This window comes from Anaerolineae bacterium, from assembly GCA_016931895.1.
Lineage (GTDB): Bacteria > Chloroflexota > Anaerolineae > 4572-78 > J111 > JAFGNV01.
On the sequence record JAFGDY010000072.1, the window covers coordinates 1 to 19975 of the forward strand.

A 19975-nucleotide genomic window follows, 5' to 3' on the forward strand; every position below is an offset into this window, starting at 1 on the left:
AGCATTTGAATACCGATTAGCTTGACCTTTATTATCCCATATTTTCTTGTTAATGTTAAATCTTATGTCACTGCAAAAGTCGAGTATATATTTGGCGATGGTTTCTTCAAAGGCCGTGATAAATTGTTCCACCGAGCGCAATTGCTCCCGCCGGAATTCCTGCGCCTCCCGTTGAAACGCTTCGGTGATGGGGGGCACCGCTTTGCCCTTGACCGCATTGCGGGCCTGGCGCAGGAGCGCCGCCAGCGGCCCGGCCCCCGGCACCAGAGCCAGGGCTATTTCCGCCGCGCCTTCTACCGTGCCTTCCAGGGCCTTGGCCCAATCTACGGCCCAGCGGCCCAACTCCGTCCACTCTACCGTGCTGTACACCGATTGCTCCAGCCGGTCTAAATCCTTAAGCAACGCCTTTTGGTAGGGATCGGTCAATTCACCGGCCGGATAGGGCGAGCCGTCTTCTTGGCGGGGGCGCAGGGCGTCGAGCGTGCGCAGAATGAGCACCCGCCACAGGGCAATTTCTTTACGGTCGTATTTCCAGGCGTTGAACCAGGCCGTGTGGTAGCCCTGGGCGTCAACCTGCTGCTTCATCAATTGCATCAGGCTGGTTTTGCCGCTACCCCACCGGCCAAATACGCCAATGGTCAGGGGAGTGCTGGTGGCCGGATCAATAATCAGTTCGGCCAGGGCGTCAATGTAGGGTTGAAAATCCAGGCCGTCTTTGCCGGCGGGCCGGTCGGTGAGGATGGGATATTTGGTTTGGGCTGGGGCCATTGGTTCCTCCAGGGGTGGCGCAGGTTTGAACCCATTATAACACAAAGCGGTTAAAACAGGTTAATGATGGCAATGACCCCCCCGGCAAGGAACAAAAAGCCCACGATACTGCCAATCACTATGGCCACAATGCCGCCGGCGCCAAACTCGCCGCCTGGGCTGATCTCATCGCCCTCAAGGGCTTGTTTGACATTGCGCACAGCCTGTTGGGCGTAATATTCCCAGGAGCGCTGTCTGACCCCGGTCCAAACCCAGTTTGGCCTGGGGGTGGGAATGGTCAATTTGAGGGCGGGGCTGGCGGTTACGGCTGAAGCAACTTCTGGATGGGCTAGGGCTTGCCAGGGGCCAATGATGTAGTGGGCCGATTGAAGCACATCGGCTGAGAAGGGCTGGCCGTTCATTGTTTGAACAGCTTGCGGCGTGAGGCCCACCGGCTTAAGTTGCAGGTCCGGCAGTTCGTGCCGGAGATGTTCGATAACCGTTTGGCCCAACCGGCCCTCCTCATCGTCCATAACCACCACTACCACGTCGGCCAGCCGTTTGGCCTGGTCAGCCTGCTCCAGTTGCCCGTCTTTACGGATGGCCTGCCAGTGATACAACCAGACCCCGGCGGCTAACAGGGAAATGACCAGGGCGTCCAGCACCAGGGTAATGAAAGCGGGAGGGAGGTCCGCCCCCAGCAGGGCGGTGAGCAGATGGTACACAAACCAGCCTACACTGCCAAAAAAAGCCAGTGCAGCCACCAACATGTAAAAATAGAGGTAGATTTTGCGCGTGGTCGAACGGCGTTCTTCAACGGCGGCAGCGTCCGATTCTTTGGGCGGGGTCAGGGCCAGGGCCTGCAATTTACGCCAGAGTAACAGCCACACCGGCAAACCGATAATGGTCATGGCGGTAAAGATAGACACTTGCTCGCGGTAGAAAGAGAAGCCAATCGCCGCCGGGGTGGTCAGCAGGTCAATGAGGATACTGAGCAACCCCACCAGGCCGCTCAACAGCACGGCCAGGCCAATGGCTGCTACCAGGTAAGCGTAAATCCGGCGCACACTGGCCTGGCGCGGCGCTTCAGGGGCGCGTTCGGCGTCTTGATGGAGAACATACCAGTGATAGGCCCACAAAACGCCACCCACAATCACCAGGGGTAGCGGTCCGCTCAATTGGCTCAGCAGCGGTTCTTTGGCCGGCGGCGCGCCCAGGGCCAGTTCAATGAAACGTTTGAAAAGGGTGCTGGCGCTGGCCACGGCCATCACCGAGAAGACAAAAATATTCAAATAAAGATAGACTTTGCGTAAAACGGAGCGTTCTTCGAGCGGGCTGCCGGTGAAGAAGGCGCGTTGCAACACAAGCCAATGGCCCACCCACACCCCGCAGCCCACCAGCAATTGGGCGCTGCCGTTGGCTACCGGGGTGCGCCAGTTAAGGCCGGTGGCCAAAGCTTGCATGAGGGTTCCCAGCAAGCCAATTGCGCCCAGGCTGATCATCACCACTCCGGCCTGGGCAAAGGCCAGCAGATAAAGCCGGCGAATTCCCAGAAGATCTTCGCGGGGCGGGGTGAGGCGGTTATCGCTTTGTAACTGCCGCCAGAGGTAAAACCAGATCATGCCCCACACCACAATGGCCGCCAGGTGTTCGGCCGTGGTCAGGTTGTAGGGGTAATAAGTTTGGTGGACCCCGCCGAGCAGGTTGAGCAAGGCGTTGTCAAGCAAACGATAGATATTGCTGATAATGGGCGTGGCCCCGGTAGCCATTACTACGCCAAAAAATATGCGACGGATGGTTGAGCCGCGTTCGGCCTCATCCCTGGCGGCCAGGCGTTGGGCAATGAGCCAGTGGAACAGGAAAATGGGCAGGCCCACGATAATGGCGGCCAACAGGGAGGCCAGGGCGATAATTTGGCCCTGGCCAATCTCCTGGCTCACAATCAGCCGGATCAGGCCAATGATGGCCCAGGCTATGACGGTTAAACTGATGGCCGACACCAGATATAGGTAAATGCGTTGGAGGGTTTGCATCATTATTCTCCTGAAAAATAGTAAGGGTTAAAAGGCAGGAGGAGAGGCAGACAGAGGGCACACATTCCTGCGTTCCGAATCTTTTGCCCTACTTAATCCTTATTCTCTTCCTCATTCCAATCATAGCCCCAGTAAGGATAGGGGTATTCAATCACCTGCCAGTTGCCGCCGCCGGCGCGGCGTAGATAAACGGTTTCCTCCCTGGTGTAGTGGCCGCGCTCAAAAGGCCCGCCGCCGCTATAGGTGGTAATGGATACTTCCACCCTGGCCCGTTCGCCGTTGATGCTGCTCCGGCCAATTTGCAGCGAGGCTTCTGAACCGTTGTCTACCGTGCGGATGAATTCGTCGAGGTCCGGTTTGGATTTGAGTTCATCCGAAAGATAGCCGTAGGCTTTTTCAAACTCCCCGCGTTGGATGGCCAGAAAGTAGTTATGCACCACGCTGGCCGGGGTATCGTCGGCAATGTAATCTTCTTGTCGGCCGCTGCGGGCCAGCACCATGATCACCGCGATGATCACCAGGAGCAGGATGCCAATGACAATGCCGATGAGAAATCTGTCGTTTTTCATTGCTTATCTCCTTTGCCAATCTTTTACCAGTATAACATTAAAATGGATGGTTGTAACCTATCAAAAGTTAGGTTGTGCGGGTAAAGGAATGAGCAAAAGGCGTGTTATGCCCCAGGCATTGCCGCTACGGGATACTCAATGCGGGCGCGGGCCACGGCCAGGCCGTCAACGGCCAAGACGGTAAAGTGGATGTTGTGACAGTAGGTAAATGTGTCGCCAACCTGGGGCACGCGGCCCAAGCCGGTCATGATCAGGCCGCCAATGGTCTCAATGTAGGGCAGGTTTTCTGTGCAGCCCAAATTGAGGTGTTCTTGCAAATCCTCAATTAAATAATCCCCCGCTACCTCAAGCACCCCGGGCGCAATTTGAACCAGCGGTTCGCTTTCCAGGTCAAACTCATCCCGCACTTCACCCACCACTTCTTCCACCAGGTCTTCCAGGGTGACGATCCCGGCGGTGCCGCCAAACTCGTCGAGGACAATGGCAAAATGGATGCGCCGGCGTTTGAAGGTGGTCAATAGGTTTTCCACCGGGTAATGTTCGGGCACTACCGGCACGGGCCGGAGCACCAGGCGAATATCAAACGCGCCTTTGGAACGAGCCTGGTAACGCACCAAGTCTTTGATGTGCAGGATGCCAATAATCTGATCCAGGTTTTCTTCGTAAACAGGCAGACGACTGTATGGACTTTCGGCCATTTGTTTAAGCAAATCGGGCCAGGGAGTATCGTGGGCAACCGCTTCCACTTTAGGCCGGGGGGTCATTACCTGTTGGACCTGCCGTTTGCCAAAATCAAAAATATTCCGAATAATTTCTTCTTCGTTTGGGTTCAACAGACCGCCTTCAACACTTTCTGAGACCAGCAGCTCCAATTCTTCGGGAGAATGGAGTCGGGCGCCTGTTTCAGCCGGGGGAATACGCAAGAGGTACAGTAAAGCGTTGCCGACGCCGTTGAGCAAATACACCGGCACGGCAAAAATAAACTCCATCAGGCGCATGGGTTGGGCGGCAAAAAAGGCGGCCCGATTGGGCGCGGCCAGGGCCAAAGACTTGGGCACCATTTCGCCCAGAACGACGTGCAAATAGGTGAGAAAACTGACGGCCAGCACATAACCAAATGTAGTGATCAGAGCATCATGCGGGTCAATGCCCAGGAGCCGGCCCAGATAAGGTTCAAGAAAATGAGAGATCTGCGCCTCGCCGTACATGCCCAGGCCAAGCGAAGCCACGGTGATGCCCAACTGGGCCGTGGCAATGTAGCGATTTTGTTGGGGCAGGGAACGTAAAATGGTCAAAATGTGGCCGGCCGGTTTATGCCCCTGGTTGGCCAGTTGTTCCATCTGGCTGGGCCTGACGCCTATGAGGGCGAACTCGGCCAGCACAAAAAGGCCGTTGAGCATGACCAGCAGAATAATAGCCAGCGAAGGAATGACCAGGGTATCAAGGCCGGGCAGGTCTTGGGCAGCGGTGACGGCGGCCGCCAGGAAAAAAACGGGCAGCGGCAGGCTTAAAGCCGGCAGTAAAAGTTTACTCATCACTCCCCACTTCCCATTCATTGATGTGGGGCTGCGCGCCGGGGCGCAGTTGCAGCGAAACCTCGGTGATGCTGCGCGTGTCTATGGCTTCTACCCTAATTTTGATGCCCGACGTGCCAATGGCGGCTTCGTCGCCAACCACCGGCAGGCGGCCCAGGGCGCTAAAAACAAGCCCGCCCAGGGTGTCGGCTTCGTCATCGGGCAGCGCCAGCCCCAGATATTCATTAACGTCCGTCACCAGCAGGTCGGCCCGCAGGTGAATCCGGCCTCCCGCCTCGGCCGAGATCAACGGCAGTTCGTCGTCAAATTCATCCTGAAGCTCGCCAAAAATTTCCTCAATCAGGTCTTCAAAGGTGATCAGGCCCGCCGTGCCGCCGTACTCATCCAGCACAATGGCCATGTACTGGCGCTGCTCATTCAGCGTGGCCCAAACATCGGCCACGGGCAGCGTTTCGGGCACATAAACCACTTCCCGCACCACTTCTTGAGGATGCTGCTGGCCGGCCAATCGCAGGCGAAATAGGTCTTTAACATGCACAAAACCAACAAGGTCGTCTATACGGGTTTGGTAAAGGGGTATCCGGGAAAGACCGGCCTGGCAGGCCCGCTCCAGCAGGTCGTCAACGGAGCTGTCAACGGGGGCGGCAGTCAACCGGGTGCGAGGAACCATCACCTGGCGGGCCAGCAGTTCGCGCAGGCGAAAGGCGTTGCGCAACATTTGTTGTTCCCCTTCATCAAGCAGCCCACCTTGGTAACTTTCGCCCACCAACAGCTCAATCTCTCCGGGAGAATGAACGTGGTGGTGAGGGCCATGTTGTTTGATCCCCATTACTTTGAGTATTAAATTTCCGCTGCCGTTCAACAGCCAGATAAAGGGGCGGAGGATAACCAGGGACCACTGCATGGGGATGGTGACCATCAGGGCCATCCGTTCGGGGTAAAGCAGGGCTATTGATTTGGGGAACAGCTCGCCCAGAACAACCTGCAAGATTGTCAGACAGATAAGCACGGTGGTAGCGGCAATAGAATATGCCGCTGCTTCAGCCAGATGGCCCAATTTGCCCAGCAGCGGGGTAATGGCGTTTTGGCCGTAAGCGCCCAGCGCCAGCGAGGATACGGTGATGCCTACCTGGCAGGCCGCAATATAATCGTCCAATAACGTGGTGTTTTCAACAATCGGGCGCAATATTCTGGCCAAGCGATGGCCCTCGCCGGCCATTTGATTGATGCGGGTTTTGCGGGAACTGACGGTGGCAAATTCAGCCGCCACGTACAGGGCGTTGGCTGAAACCAGCAGGGTAATAACGGCTATGACCAGGATGATTGAGATCAACATTTTAAGCCTAAAAGGATCGGGGTTATTTTATCAAGAGAATTGAGCCGGCTCCACATGGACCACTACATCCTGGATCTCAAGTTCGGCCTGCAAACGGTCTTGCACCTGGTGCCCCAGATAATGCGCTTGAGTCAGCGACAAACGGCCATCCACCTGAATGTGCAAATCCAAATAGGTAGCCTGATCGGCGCCCCGGCTGCGGATTTTGTGGCAAGATTCAACCCCTTCAACCGACAGGGCGATTTTTTCTACCAGGGCCGGGTCAACCACAGCGCTATCGGCCAGCACGCCTGTGGCCCGTTGAATAATTTGCCAGCCAATCCGGCCAATCGCGGCCACAATAAATAACGCCACCGCCGCGTCAACCCAGGCCCAGCCCAATTTTACGGCCGCCAGGCCGGCAATGACCGAAACCGAAACAAAAATATCTGAACGGGTATGGGCGGCATCGGCCAGCAACAGGCTGCTTTTCAGTCGCTGCCCCTGGCGGCTTTCGTAGGATGACACCCACCAGTTCAGGCCAATGGTCACAAACACCACGGCAAAACTTACCACGGTCACTTGGGGGCTGCTGCCTTCAACCAGGCGGGTAAAGGCGCTTTTGATCACGTTCCAACTACTGAACAGTAACAACAGGCCGATGCCCAGGGTGGCGAACGTTTCAAATTTTTGATGCCCGTAGGGATGGGTTTCATCGGGCGGGCGTTCGGCAATGGTCAAACCAACCAGGCCAATAACGTTTGACGAACCATCCAGGGTGGAGTGAAAGCCATCGGCCATCATGCTGATTGAGCCGGTAACTGCGCCCACGGCAATTTTGGCCCCGGCCACCAGCAGGTTGAGGCCCAGGATTTTCCAGAGAACTCGTTTGACTTGAGGCGAAGAGGGGGTGGTTTTTGGCGAGCGAGATGGAGGGATATTGGGGGTGACCATATCCGGTTACATCTCCCTCACCCGTTGCCAAACTGTTGTAGCCAACTGAGTAGCTTTTTCCGCGATAGCAACCTCATCCAGGGTCAAAACCTCACGATTTTTCATTAGCATTTGTCCCCCGGCAATGGTGTGGGTCACGTGGCTGCCGTCCATGCCAAAAACCAGGTGCCAGGGATAGTTGGCGTCGGTGAGGGGGGTATAGGGCACGTAGTCCAGCAGAATGATGTCGGCAAATGCGCCGGGAGTTAGAGCGCCAACCGGCTTGGGGAAGAACAAGGCGGCAATGGCGGCGTTATTGTTAAAGGCTATTTCCATCAGGCGGTCGCCGGGCATCACCCGGGGGTCGCCTTTGTTGATCCGGTGCAGCAAGTAGGCGGTGTGGATTTCGGTGAACATGTTGTTAGTAAACCCATCGTTGCCCAGGCCCACGGTAATGCCTTTATTGAGCATTTTCTCCACCTCGGCCACGCCTACGGCGTTATTCATATTGCTGCGGGGCTGGTGACTGACTTTGGTTTGGGTGGCCCGGAAAGCGTCCATTTCATAGGCGTCTACGTGAATGGCGTGCGCGACCAGTGTTTTTGGGCCCAAAATGCCGCGTTTCTCCAGCCGTTCGGCCACGCGCAGGTTGTACTTTTTAAGGCTGTCGGCTTCATCGGCCTTGTCTTCGGCCACGTGGATGTGAAAGCCGGTGTTCAAGCCCTGGGCGGCCTCTACGCAAGCGGCCAGCGTGCCGTCGCTCACGGTAAAAGACGCGTGCAAGCCAAATGAGCCTCCCAACTTGGGGTTGGGCTGGGCCTGTAATTTTTTGAGAAACCGCGCATTTTCCACAATGCCGGCCGCAGCTCCGCCTAATCCATTCCGGTCGGTCACCTCATAACAGAGGCCAGCCCGCAGCCCAGACTCAACCACCGCTTCGGCCAGCGCGTCAAGCGAACCGTCAATGTGGTTAGGGCTGGCATGGTGATCAATCAGCGTGGTGGCGCCGTGGCGAATGGCGTCAACCAGGGCCACCAGGGCGCTGTATTTGCTGTCTTCCAGGGTCAGGGCGCGGTCAATTTTCCACCACAACCTTTCCAAGATTTGCATAAAGTTTTTGGGCGGTTCGCCGGGAATAGCCATACCGCGGGCAAACGCGCCGTAAAAATGGGTATGGGCGCAGATCAAACCGGGCATAACAATTTTGCCGCCCGCGTCCAATTTTTTGGCATGGGGGTATTTGCCGGCCAGGTCGGCTGTGCGGCCTACTTCAATAATTGTATCGTCTTCATAGTAAACAGCCCCGTAAGGCAAAACCTTTTTGTCATCGCCAAAGGTGAGAACCGTGCCATTTGTAATTAACATGTTAACCTCTTTGTTATGGTGATGATGTCATTTTAATCCGGTGAGGGGATAAGGTCAATTCATAGGGTTGGGGAGGGGACGTTTATATTTGCTACACGCCCCGCTTGGGTTATAATGCGCTGTCCCCTTAAAAATTGTGAATTGTGAATTGTGAATGATTAATTATTAATTTTTTGTTTTTGGCCGCGCCCTAACCTGGGCAAGCCGGAACCAAAAAAGGGTTTTTACCACAAAAGGCACAAAGAATCTTGGTGATTTCGTGCTCTTGGTGGCTTTGTGGTTAATATTCTTGTCCAAAAAGCACGGATGCAACGGCTAAGGTACAACGCCGGGGACCACTTTTTAGTTGAGGTAAAGGATGAACAAAATCTCTATTGTGATACCCTGTTTTAACGAGATCAATACGATTGAAGATATTGTCCAGACCGTGCTCCGGGTTGAATTGCCGCTTGAGCGAGAACTGGTGATTGTTGATGACTTTTCCACGGACGGCACCCGTGATTTTTTACAAACGTTTGCCGGCCGTAATGAGATCAAGGTTGTTTTTCATGCCGTTAACCGGGGCAAAGGAGCGGCGTTGCGCACCGGCTTTGCGCACGCCCAGGGAGACATTATCATTATTCAAGACGCCGACCTGGAGTATGACCCGGATGAATATCCTAGATTGCTCAAACCTATTCTTGATGGCAAGGCCGATGTGGTTTATGGCTCCAGATTCGCCGGCGGCGAGTCGCACCGGGTATTATATTTTTGGCACGCGTTGGGTAATCGGTTTTTGACCTTCCTGTCCAACATGTTCACCAATTTGAACCTGACCGATATGGAGGTTTGTTACAAGGTTTTTAAGCGCAGTATTTTGGACCGGATTGAATTGGCCGAAGACCGCTTCGGCTTTGAACCGGAATTCACCGCCAAAATCGCCCGGCTCAATTGTGTTATCTACGAGGTGGGCATCTCTTATTATGGGCGCACCTACGAAGAAGGGAAAAAGATTGGCTGGAAAGATGGCATGCGGGCCATTTACGTTATTTTGAAGTACGGTTTGTTCAAAAAATCGTAACTATTCCAGCCAATTCAGCATCCGTTCGTTCATGCCGCGATACTCCAGGCTAAATTGGTTTTGCGCCTCCGGCGGGAAAAAGGGCTGCTGGTTGCTGCCGTCAGCGTTCATTACCCAAATTTCCCACTGTTCGGTGCGATTGGTAACAAAGGCAAGCTGTTGGCCGTCGGGCGACCAGGCCGGGGAGGCGCTGCTGTATTGGGGAGTCGCCAAAATTGGCGGTTTGGTCAGCCGCTGCCGGTCGCCGGTCGCCAGGTCAAGCGTGTAAACTTCCCAGTGATCGTGTTGTTTATAAGTGAGGGCCAGCTTTTGCCCATTGGGCGAGAATACCGGCCCGGTGTCGCGCAAGTCGGCGGTAAGGGGCAATTGGGTGTTGTTGGTCAGGTCAAGTTGCATCAAGCCTTGTTCCCCATCGTAGATAACGCGCCAGGGATTTTGCGGGTCCCAGGCAGGGTTATAGCTGTACAAATCGGTGGGCAGGTCTGCAAAGTGTCCCGTAGCCAGGTTGACCCGGCGCAACTTCCATTGCAAATCCTCCAGCCGGATAAAACATATCGTCAGCACGCCGGTGGCCGAACTTAGATGGGTTTTGATAATCCGGATTCTGTTGGGTAAACGCACGCCGTCATCGTAGTCAAAACTTCTACATTCGGGTTGTGGATCGCGTAGCCCGCCGTGTTGGAAGGAAACGATGATCTCTTGTCCATCCGGCGACCATGTGGGTGATTTGGCCTGAAGGGTTTCCTCCAAAATCACCCGCTCCTCACCGCCATCTAAATTGATGGTGTAAAGCGTGCCCATCTCCGCCCCGTCCCAGCGGGTAAAAGCAACCCGGCTTCCATCAGGCGAAACCACCGGATCAATGGCCCCGCCGGCCAGCCGGCGCAGGCCGGTTCCATTGGCGTTGATAACGTAAAGATCGCCGCCGCTGCCGGTCATAAAAACCAACTTGCCGCCAAGTCCGCCGCCAATGTTTGACCCGCCGGCCGGGGTGTTTGCGGGCGATGCCGGCGGCGGCGAGACCTGCGCTGTGGGCACGTAATTCAGCGAGCCGGTAATTTTAATATAGGTTGGCTTGCCCGAAATCCAGCCGCGCCGGCCGTTGGCCGTGACCACCTGCACCCAATGGCTGCCGGCAGCAGCGCCAACAATGTTGAAGGTATCCCCCTTATAAGCAACCCCAACAGCGGGATATTCTGTGCCTGGCCCCTGGCGGATGTTGATTGAATGGACAATAACTTGAGCCTGGGCGACGAACGGCGTCGCTGTTGGCGGCGGGGTGGGCGTGGCCGACAACAGCGCCAGGTCAGAAGCCAGCAGCGGAGTGCGGGTAGGGGTAGGGCTGGGATAAGGCAGGCGTGTGGCCGTTGGAGGAACGTCCTGGGCTTGGCTCTGCTCCGTGGCAGAACGCTCAAACGGGACGATGGTGGGGGTAGGCGTGCCGTTGCCAACAGCGCAGGCGTTTAAAGCAAATAGGATTGGCAGGATGACGGGCATCCAGGACTTTATTTTCATTTTGGCAATATCGCTTTCGCTTGAAAGGTCATTGGTTTGACTCGCGCCGCGCGCGTGGCCGAGTATAATCATATTCAATTGGCGCAGACAGGCAAGAAACAACCCGGAAGCCGGTCTGCTGTTTGGCTGTTGCCAGTTTGGTTGATTTATGGTAAGATAGTTACAGATTTCACTTATATTATTGTAAAATAAGAGGAGGGGCTGAATTATGCCAGTAAATGATGTGCCTGATATTGTGATTGGACGGTTGCCGATTTATTTACGGGCCTTAACTTTAATGCAGGAGGCAGGCCAGGAGATTACTTCGTCTCACGAATTGGGGGAGAAGTTGGGTATTGGCTCGGCGCAAATTCGTAAGGACCTGTCCCATTTTGGCGAGTTTGGCAAGCAGGGCACCGGCTACGAAGTGGGGTATTTGCGGGAGCAAGTGGCCAAAATTTTGCACGTTGATCGAGATTGGATAGTGGCCCTGGTAGGTTTTGGCGACCTGGGGCAGGCCATTTTGCATTATGGAGGGTTTGACCGGAAAGGATTTCATATTGAGGCTATTTTTGATAACGATCTGGATAAAGTGGGGCAGGTTGTTGAAGAAAGAACGATCCGTTCGTTGGAAGATTTGGAAGGGGTGATTTCGGGCCAACATATCCAAATTGCCATTTTGGCCGTGCCGGCCGGGGCTGCCCAGGAGGTAGCCAATAAATTGATTGAGGTAGGCATCAAGGCTATTCTCAATTACGCTCCCATTACCTTGAGCGTGCCAAATAATATTCAGGTGCAGTATATTGACCCAGTGATGCATTTGCAGCGGATGGCCTATTATCTGGCGTAAGGCAAAAGGTATTTTTTTGCAAAGAAAAAACTCCCGCCGCAGGTGATTCTCGGCGGGAATTTTTTTTAGACTTATCCAAACAGTTTTTTAATATACAGGCGAAGCTGCCCGTTCCAGCATCTCGCGGATTTCCAGGCCCCGGCCGGCCCCCAGGGCCACACAGGCCACAGGATTATCGGCGACGTAACAGGGCACGTCAACTTGTTGGGTGAGCAATACGTCCAGGTTGCGCAGTTGCGCTGTGCCGCCGGTCATAATAATGCCCCGGTCAATAATGTCGGAGGCCAGTTCCGGCGGTGTTTTTTCCAGCACGCTTTTGACCACCCCGCAGATGGCGGCCAGCGGCTCGCTCATGGCCTCGGCTACTTCGTTGGAATTAAGGGTGATGTTTCGGGGCAGCCCGGCCACCTGGTCGCGCCCTTTAACTTCCATTTCCATCGGTTCGTCCATAGGGACGGCGCTGCCGATTTGAATTTTGATTTCTTCAGCGGTTTGTTCGCCAATGGCCAGGTTGTGTTTGCGACGCACGTAGTTGATAATGGCGTCATCCAAACTCATCCCCGCCACCCGAATTGAATTGCTGGCCACAATACCGTTCATGGCTACCACCGCGGCTTCGCTGGTGCCGCCGCCCATGTCAACCACCATGTTGCCGGTGGGGGTGTCAATAGGCAGGCCCGCGCCAATGGCGGCGGCCAGCGGTTCGGGAATGGTATAAGCATCACGATGGGCTGCTTTTTTGGTGGCGTCTTCCACCGCCCGGCGCTCAACGCTGGTAATGCCAACCGGGGTACTGATCATCACTTCTGGCTGAAATAGTCGGAAGCGCCCCACCAGCCGTTCCAGGTAAAAAGTCAACATGCGTTCAGTCACGTAATAGTCGGCAATAACCCCGTTACGCAGGGGACGGCTAATCTCAATGGCTTCGGGCACGCGGCCTAACATGGCCAGGGCTTCTTGGCCGATGGCCACAATGCGCTCATCGTTTTGCGAGATAGCCACCACCGACGGCTCTTGCAAAACAATGCCGCGCCCTTTGATATAAATAAGAATGCTGCTGGTGCCTAAATCAATACCTATTCTCTTGGTGAACATACCTTACTCCAAATCCGATTAAGCCTGAATTGTAATCTAAATTCAAGATTGAGCAAGAGACAGGCCCTAATACCGCAAAAAAACCAGGAGCTGTTCTTCCTGGTTTCAAAGAACACCGGATTTGTTGGGGGGCAGGCGTCAAGGTGCGGCTCGGGCCTAATCAGGCGGCCTTTCCCCGGTGGGTCTATCTCTGGTTTTGCGACGGCGTTGGGCCACTTGGATACGAGTGGCCGAACGCCGCAGCGCAGCTTCGGCCTGGGCAAAATCCATTGCGCCACCGGGTTTGGCTTGGGCTAAAGAGGTTTCAGCCCGTTGGCGGGCCATTTTGGCCCGGTCAAGGTCAATCTCGTCGACCCGTTCGGCCGAATCGGCCATAACAACCACGTGAACGGGCTGCACTTCCATAAAACCGCCGCCAATGGCAAAAAATTGGTCCGGCTCGCCTGTTTTTTTTACTTGCAACTCACCGTAAGTGAGCGTGGTGATTAAAGGGGTGTGATGCGGCAAGATGCCCAGCATCCCTTCGGAGCCGGGAGCAACCACCATACTCACGTCGTCATCAAATAGAGTGCGTTCGATGGTTAGGATTTCAAGATGGAGCGTTGGCATTAGCCAATCCTTTTTGAGAACTGAGAATTTTAGTCTTGAGCCTGTTCAAACCGCTCAAATACTTCGTCAATGTTGCCGGCCATGTAGAAGTATTGTTCCGGCACATTATCCAGTTCGCCTTCCAGAATCTTTTTGAAACCGGCCACGGTTTCGGTAATTGGCACGTAACGTCCGGGGCGGCCGGTAAAACCTTCGGCCACGAACATGGGTTGCGAGAAGAATCTCTGTATTTTCCGGGCGCGAGCCACTGCCATTTTATCGTCCTCTGACAACTCGTCAACACCCAGGATGGCGATAATGTCTTGCAGGTCTTTGTAACGTTGCAGCACCTCCTGCACGTTTCGGGCCACTTCGTAATGCTCCTCGCCCACAACCCGGGGGTCAAGAATACGGCTGGAAGAAGCCAGCGGGTCTACGGCCGGGTAGATGCCCAATTCTGAAATGGAGCGTTCCAGCGAAATGGTGGCGTCCAGGTGAGCAAAGGTAGTGACCGGTGCGGGGTCGGTGTAGTCGTCGGCGGGCACGTAAACGGCCTGCATACTGGTGATGGAACCGCGCCGGGTGGAGGTAATACGTTCTTGCAGCTCGCCCATTTCGGTGCCCAGGGTGGGTTGGTAGCCAACGGCGCTGGGCATCCGGCCCAATAAGGCCGACACCTCGGAGCCGCTCATCACAAAACGGAAGATGTTATCAATAAAGAGAAGAACGTCCCGGCCTTGATCGCGGAAATATTCGGCCATGGTCAGGCCCGCTAGAGCCACCCGCAAGCGCACGCCCGGCGGTTCGTTCATCTGGCCAAAAACCATACAGAGTTTGTCCAGCACCCCGGCCTCTTGCATCTCCCGGTATAACTGGGTTCCTTCGCGGGTGCGCTCCCCCACCCCGGCAAACACAGAATAGCCACCATGTTCCCGCGCCAAAGAAGAAATCAACTCTTGAATAATGACCGTTTTACCCACTCCGGCGCCACCAAACACGCCGGTTTTGCCGCCTTTGGTAAAGGGGGCTATTAAGTCAATGACCTTAAGCCCGGTTTCAAAGATTTCGGTTGTGGTCACTTGATCCTTAAATTCGGGGGCGGGGCGATGAATGGGGTAATGGGTATTGCTGTCAACCGGCCCCAGCCCATCTACGGGCCGGCCTAACACGTTAAAGATACGTCCCAATGCATTAGGCCCAACGGGCACCGTAATAGGTCCCCCCGTGTCAATCACCGTCTGTCCCCGCCGCAAACCATCGGTGGCATCCATGGCAATGGTGCGCACAATATCATCGCTCCGGTGTTGTTGCACTTCCAGCACCAGGGGTTCCTGATTCTCGCGTTCAACTTCCAGGGCATAATAAATCTCGGGTAATTGTTCCGGTGGAAATTCTACGTCTACAACCGCGCCTAAAACCTGCACCACGCGGCCGGCAGTTCCTTTAGTCATTCGTCCTCCAAAAAATTAGAGATGAGAAATTAGAAGCCAATCGGCCAGTTCTATTTTCTCATTTACAACGCCTAGGCCAAAGCCTCGGCGCCGCCGGCAATGTCTAACATCTCCTTGGTGATAACGTCTTGACGGATTTTGTTATAGGTTAAGGTGAGTTCATCAATCAAATCATTGGCGTTATTGGTGGCGTTACGCATGGCCACCATTCGCGCCGAGTGTTCGCTGGCCAGGGCTTCCAGGATGGCTTGATAAATCTGCAATTCAGTAAAGTGAGGCAAGATAGTGTTAAGCAAGGTGGCCGGGTCAGGCTCATACAGATACTCGGTGGCGGCCATGGTGGTTTCTTCGGTCAAGTGTCGACTCATTACCTTGCCGGCAAGTTGGCCAGAAATTGGCAGCAGCAGCCGGATGGTAGGGTCTTGCTGTAGGGTGTTGACAAACCGGGTATAAGCCAGATAAACCTCGTCGTAATCCCTGCGCAAAAAACCATCAATTGCCACCCGGGCGATGGGGGCAATATCCAAAGAAGTGGGGCGGGGGGGCAAATCGCTAAAATCGGCCTCTATGGTTCGCCCGTAACGCGCCATCAGATCACGCCCTTTGCGGCCAATGGTGATCAGTTTGGCCTCTTCCCGCTTGTTCTCGGTCATAAATTGTACGGCAGCCCGAATAACGTTGGTATTATAAGCTCCGGCCAGTCCTCTGTCGGCAGTAATCAAAATAATGGCCACATTTTGCACGGAGTCTCGATGGGTCAGTAAGGGGTGCAGTTGTTCGTTCCCCGGCTGCGCGGCCAAATACATTAAGATTTGCCAGGCTTTGTTAGCATAAGGTCGGGAAGCCAGCGCCTGTTCCTGGGCGCGGCGCATCCGCGAGGCAGCCACCATTTGCATAGCCCGCGTAACCTGGGCAATATTTTTGATACTTTTGATTCGTCGGCGAATTTCACGAATAGAGGCCACAACTGATCCTGCTTAACTTCTCTTCGAGATTTCGTAACCAAAAGAGTGGTTGTATTCGGCCAGAGCTGTTTTGAGCGAGCGTTCTATTTCATCGGTTAATACACCCTGGTTGGCTATAGCCTGGCCAATCTCTGGATGGTTGGCCTGCATAAAATCCACCAGATTGGCCGCATAGGTTTGAATCTGCTCCACCGGCACGTCTTGACCAAAGCCATGGGTGATGGCGTAAATGGAAATAACCTGGTCTGCCAACTCCATTGGTGCGTATTGCGGTTGTTTGAGGACTTCGGTCAAGCGCCGCCCGCGTTCAAGCTGTTCGCGGGTGGCTCTATCCAGATCGGAGCCAAATTGGGCAAAAGCGGCCAACTCGCGGTACTGGGCCAGTTCCAGGCGCAATTGGCCGGCTACTTGGCGCATGGCTTTAACCTGGGCGGCGCCACCCACACGCGATACGGATAAGCCAACATTTATGGCTGGCCGTTGGCCGGCATAAAATAGGTCGCTCTCCAGGTAGATTTGGCCGTCGGTAATGGAAATAACGTTGGTAGGGATGTAGGCGCTCATATCGCCGGCCAGGGTTTCAATAATGGGCAGCGCGGTTAACGACCCGCCTCCCTTTTCCGGCGACAGCCTGGCCGCGCGTTCCAGCAGGCGCGAGTGTAGGTAGAACACGTCACCCGGATAGGCTTCACGGCCGGGGGGACGGCGCAGCAGCAACGAAATCTCACGGTAAGCCCAGGCATGTTTGCTGAGATCATCGTACACTACCAGCGCGTCTTGGCCTTTGTCCATAAAATATTCGCCAATGGCGCAGCCGGCGTAGGGGGCAATGTATTGCATCGGGGCCGGTTCGGAGGCCCCGGCCACCACCACCACGGTGTGCGCCATTGCGCCGTACCGTTCTAACGTGGCTACCACTTGCGCCACCTGGCCCTGCCGCTGACCAACGGCCACATAAATGCAGATCAGGTTTTTGCCTTTTTGGTTGATGATGGTATCAATGGCCAGGGCGGATTTGCCGGTTTGCCGGTCGCCAATGATCAACTCTCGTTGGCCCCGGCCAATGGGGATCATCGAGTCGATGGCTTTGATGCCGGTTTGCACCGGCGTGTCCACATTTTGCCGTTCAATCACTCCGGGCGCGATTTTTTCGATGGGATAGTAACCCTTGTTGGCAATAGGGCCTTTGCCATCAACGGGTTCACCAATGGCATTCACCACCCGGCCAATCAGGGCCTCGCCCACCGGCACCGAGGCAATGCGGCCGGTGCTTTTTACCGTGGCCCCTTCTTCGATGTGCTCGTAGTCGCCCATAATCACCACGCCAACCTGTGCGGCTTCAAGGTTGAGGGCGATACCCAGAACGCCGCCGGGAAATTCCAGCAACTCGGTAGCCATCGCTTGGGTCAGGCCACTGACCTGCGCAATCCCATCGCCCACGCTCAACACAGTGCCCACATCGGTATATTCTACGGGGGCTTCAAAGGCTTCTATTTGTTGGCGTATTTGGGCCGTAATCTCGTCTAACTTTAGAACCATCTTTTCTCCACAAATATTGGTTGAACGTTAGCCACGTTAGCCTGTTAAAACGTTCAACGTTTAATGCCTAAGGCGTTGCTCATTGCCTCAAGCCGGGTAGCGACGCTGCCGTCAATCACTTTGTCGCCAATTTGTACCACTACCCCTCCGACAATGGTCGGGTCAACGGCAAAAACAAATTCCAGGTTTGCCCCGTATTTGGCGCGTAGTTTTTGGCGGAATTGTTCTTTATCGTGGTCGGACAGGGTAATGGCCGTGTTCACCCGGGCCACCTGAACCTGGGGGCCGCCCCGGGACATCTGTTGGATGTCGGTCAGAACGTCAGCCAGCAGGTCTATATCGTCATTTTTGAGCAGGGTGTACAGGAAATTACGCACGGTTTGCTCGGCGTTAAGGGGGATGATGTCGTTCAATTTTTGCTGCCGTTCGGCAAACGGATGGTTGGCATCTTGCAAAAAGCCAGCCAGTTGTGAGTTGCCGGCTAACTGTTCTTGCACGGTCTTGAGCGGCAAGAGCCATTGTTCCAGGGCCAGGCCAAAAACAGCCAGGGCATATTTGCGCGATAACTCCTGCGCTTTCACTACGCTTCTCCTAAATCAGTTAAAAACTGGTTTACCAATTGGCGTTGGGTGTGGGCGTCAATGCCCTCGCCGATGATTTTGCGCGTCATCTGGAGGGCCAGTTCGGCCGCTTGTTTTTGCAGGTCGGCGGCAATTTGCTGCTTTTCCTGCTCGGCTGCGGCCCGGGCTTGGGCCTTGATTGTTTCGGCTTCCTGGCGGGCGGAGTCCAAGATATCCAGCCGCATTTTTTCGGTAACTTCTGCCGCTTTGCGGGCTTCGGCCTGAGAAGCTTCGCGGGCCATAGCCAACTCTTTTTCAAATTGGGCCCGTTGTTGGGCGGCTTCTTGCGCGGCAATATCGGCGGCCTCAAGGCTTTTGGCGATTCGCTGTTGGCGTTCGGTCAGCATAGTTTTGACCGGCTTGTACAAAAACAGGCGGAGCAGGATAACCAACAGGGCAAAGTTAATGATATAAGCAATAATCCCGTTCAGGGAAATACCTAACGCTTCCAATTGTCTGTGCCTCCTTTTCCCCAATAACAGGGGGGAAAATTGCTTGGCGCGTTCAAGCCACAAATACCAGGATCAGGGCCACAACTAGGTTGTAAATGGCCACGGCTTCGGTAAAGGCCATTCCAATGAACATGTTAATGCGGATTTGCGGCTCGGCCTCGGGATTTCGGCCTATTGCCTGCAGGGCGCCCATAAACAAAATACCCAGGCCAATGCCAGGGCCAAGCGCCCCCAGCCCCACGGCCAGGGCTGCGCCTAATAATTTGAAGGTTTCGGGCGTAAGTTGTTCCATAACTAAGCCTCCACGGTGATTAAAATTTGGATATTTCAAATAGCGAATTACAAACAGTTTTTTTGGTCAATGTTCTTCGTGGGCTTGGGTGGCAATGGAGAAGAACACCAACGATAGGATGAAAAAAACAAAGGCTTGGATCAAGCCCACAAAAATTTCCAGGCCAAAAAACACCAGCACCAACAAGAGCGATACCAGGGACGTAATGACAATAAGCACCACTTCCCCGGCAAAGATGTTGCCAAACAACCGGAAGGAGAAGGAGATGATTTTGAAAACTTCGCTGACCAGTTCAATCAGGCCAACAAGGAAATCGAGCAGGCCCATCCAAACGCCTTGGGTGACAAAACTTTTTAAGCGAATGAAATGGCCTATATAGTTGAAACCATGCTCCCGCAGGCCAAACACCTGCACCAGCACCATTGTAACCAGGGCCAGGCCCAGGGTTAAATTTAAGTCGCTGCTGGGAGCGCGAAAAATAGGCACAATCGTTACGTTGAGGCCGCTCTCTGCTGCGGGCGTAATCTCCTCTTTTGGAGGCGTTTCATCTTCACCGGCATGATCTTGTTGGTGGGGCAAGGCCTCCGGGTTGAGGATAATAATATTTTCTACCGGCACACCGCCGTGGGCAGTAGGGTGCACAAAACCAAAGCTGCCCAGCAGGGGGGTCAACAGGCTGAACCAATTGGCAAAGAGGAGATAGATGAAAATGGTGGCCAGGATGGGGAAGAACGTTGCCCCCCATTTTTTGGGCGCAAGCGAGGTTACAAGGCCATCCAGGCTCTCAATCAAAAATTCAACAATATTCTGCATGCCCCCCGGTTTTTCTTTAAGGTTGCGGCCGATGAAGAACGCGACCACGAGGATGATGATTGACAGAATGAGGGAAGTAAAAAAGGCATTGGTCACAATAAACGGCCCAACGGCGAAAATAGGCTCGGCTGCTATTTCGATGGCGGCCCGGTCAACGGGAAACAGGATGTTCCCGATGATCATGATGGCGATAATAACAAGGGCAATGCCTGAGCCTATAGCAATTTTTCTGATCATAGCCGGAATTACCTTTAGCTGT

General features: G+C 54.6%; 19 protein-coding genes. 2 read left to right on the forward strand and 17 right to left on the reverse strand.

Features of this window, described 5'->3' with window-relative positions:
• From JW953_05690 to ssnA, 7 genes are all read right to left on the reverse strand, one after another.
• A partial coding sequence (locus JW953_05690) for a hypothetical protein (GenBank protein MBN1992174.1) occupies positions 1–768 on the reverse strand: 768 nt, incomplete at its 3' end.
• A gap of 50 nt (positions 769–818) precedes the next feature.
• Positions 819–2783: a hypothetical protein gene (locus tag JW953_05695; GenBank protein ID MBN1992175.1), complete on the reverse strand. Its 1965-nt coding sequence runs from the start codon at positions 2781–2783 to the stop codon at positions 819–821.
• An 89-nt stretch (positions 2784–2872) separates the two neighbouring features.
• Positions 2873–3349, reverse strand: a complete 477-nt coding sequence (locus JW953_05700; GenBank protein ID MBN1992176.1) for a DUF4878 domain-containing protein — start codon at positions 3347–3349, stop codon at positions 2873–2875.
• A gap of 104 nt (positions 3350–3453) precedes the next feature.
• Positions 3454–4884, reverse strand: a complete 1431-nt coding sequence (locus JW953_05705) for an HlyC/CorC family transporter (protein ID MBN1992177.1) — start codon at positions 4882–4884, stop codon at positions 3454–3456.
• On the reverse strand, positions 4877–6220 hold the full coding sequence (locus JW953_05710) for an HlyC/CorC family transporter (GenBank protein MBN1992178.1): 1344 nt from the start codon (positions 6218–6220) through the stop codon (positions 4877–4879). Before JW953_05710 ends, JW953_05705 begins: the two co-directional genes overlap by 8 nt.
• A gap of 30 nt (positions 6221–6250) precedes the next feature.
• Positions 6251–7153, reverse strand: coding sequence for a cation transporter (locus JW953_05715; GenBank protein MBN1992179.1), 903 nt, complete (start codon positions 7151–7153; stop codon positions 6251–6253).
• Positions 7154–7159: 6 nt separating this feature from the next.
• The gene (gene ssnA, locus JW953_05720) at positions 7160–8497 is read right to left on the reverse strand and encodes a putative aminohydrolase SsnA (protein ID MBN1992180.1); all 1338 of its coding nucleotides are present in this window, start codon (positions 8495–8497) and stop codon (positions 7160–7162) included.
• A gap of 358 nt (positions 8498–8855) precedes the next feature.
• Between ssnA and JW953_05725 the strand changes: the two genes are divergently transcribed.
• Entirely contained in the window at positions 8856–9557 is a 702-nt protein-coding gene (locus tag JW953_05725; protein ID MBN1992181.1) for a glycosyltransferase family 2 protein, read from the forward strand.
• On the opposite strand, the gene JW953_05730 is transcribed toward JW953_05725, so the two are convergent.
• The gene (locus tag JW953_05730) at positions 9558–11072 is read right to left on the reverse strand and encodes a PD40 domain-containing protein (GenBank protein ID MBN1992182.1); all 1515 of its coding nucleotides are present in this window, start codon (positions 11070–11072) and stop codon (positions 9558–9560) included. It lies immediately after the preceding gene.
• Positions 11073–11280: 208 nt separating this feature from the next.
• On the opposite strand from JW953_05730, the gene JW953_05735 reads away from it, so the two are divergent.
• On the forward strand, positions 11281–11901 hold the full coding sequence (locus JW953_05735) for a redox-sensing transcriptional repressor Rex (GenBank protein ID MBN1992183.1): 621 nt from the start codon (positions 11281–11283) through the stop codon (positions 11899–11901).
• Positions 11902–11988: 87 nt separating this feature from the next.
• On the opposite strand, the gene JW953_05740 is transcribed toward JW953_05735, so the two are convergent.
• The 9 genes from JW953_05740 to atpB all read right to left on the reverse strand — a co-directional run bounded on the left by JW953_05740 (position 11989) and on the right by atpB (position 19953).
• Entirely contained in the window at positions 11989–12996 is a 1008-nt protein-coding gene (locus tag JW953_05740) for a rod shape-determining protein (GenBank protein MBN1992184.1), read from the reverse strand.
• A 156-nt stretch (positions 12997–13152) separates the two neighbouring features.
• Complete coding sequence (locus JW953_05745; protein MBN1992185.1) at positions 13153–13605, reverse strand: F0F1 ATP synthase subunit epsilon; 453 nt, start codon at positions 13603–13605, stop codon at positions 13153–13155.
• Positions 13606–13634: 29 nt separating this feature from the next.
• Complete coding sequence (gene atpD / locus JW953_05750) at positions 13635–15035, reverse strand: F0F1 ATP synthase subunit beta (protein MBN1992186.1); 1401 nt, start codon at positions 15033–15035, stop codon at positions 13635–13637.
• A 71-nt stretch (positions 15036–15106) separates the two neighbouring features.
• The gene (atpG, locus tag JW953_05755) at positions 15107–16000 is read right to left on the reverse strand and encodes an ATP synthase F1 subunit gamma (protein ID MBN1992187.1); all 894 of its coding nucleotides are present in this window, start codon (positions 15998–16000) and stop codon (positions 15107–15109) included.
• A 12-nt stretch (positions 16001–16012) separates the two neighbouring features.
• Entirely contained in the window at positions 16013–17539 is a 1527-nt protein-coding gene (locus tag JW953_05760) for a F0F1 ATP synthase subunit alpha (GenBank protein MBN1992188.1), read from the reverse strand.
• A gap of 53 nt (positions 17540–17592) precedes the next feature.
• Entirely contained in the window at positions 17593–18120 is a 528-nt protein-coding gene (atpH, locus tag JW953_05765; protein MBN1992189.1) for an ATP synthase F1 subunit delta, read from the reverse strand.
• Complete coding sequence (gene atpF, locus JW953_05770) at positions 18120–18611, reverse strand: F0F1 ATP synthase subunit B (protein ID MBN1992190.1); 492 nt, start codon at positions 18609–18611, stop codon at positions 18120–18122. The genes atpH and atpF overlap by 1 nt, the downstream gene beginning before the upstream one ends.
• 52 nt (positions 18612–18663) lie before the next feature.
• The gene (gene atpE / locus JW953_05775; protein MBN1992191.1) at positions 18664–18903 is read right to left on the reverse strand and encodes an ATP synthase F0 subunit C; all 240 of its coding nucleotides are present in this window, start codon (positions 18901–18903) and stop codon (positions 18664–18666) included.
• A gap of 66 nt (positions 18904–18969) precedes the next feature.
• Positions 18970–19953 carry a F0F1 ATP synthase subunit A gene (gene atpB, locus JW953_05780; protein ID MBN1992192.1) on the reverse strand — a complete coding sequence of 328 codons (984 nt, stop codon included), beginning with the start codon at positions 19951–19953 and terminating at the stop codon, positions 18970–18972.
• Positions 19954–19975 lie beyond the last annotated feature (22 nt).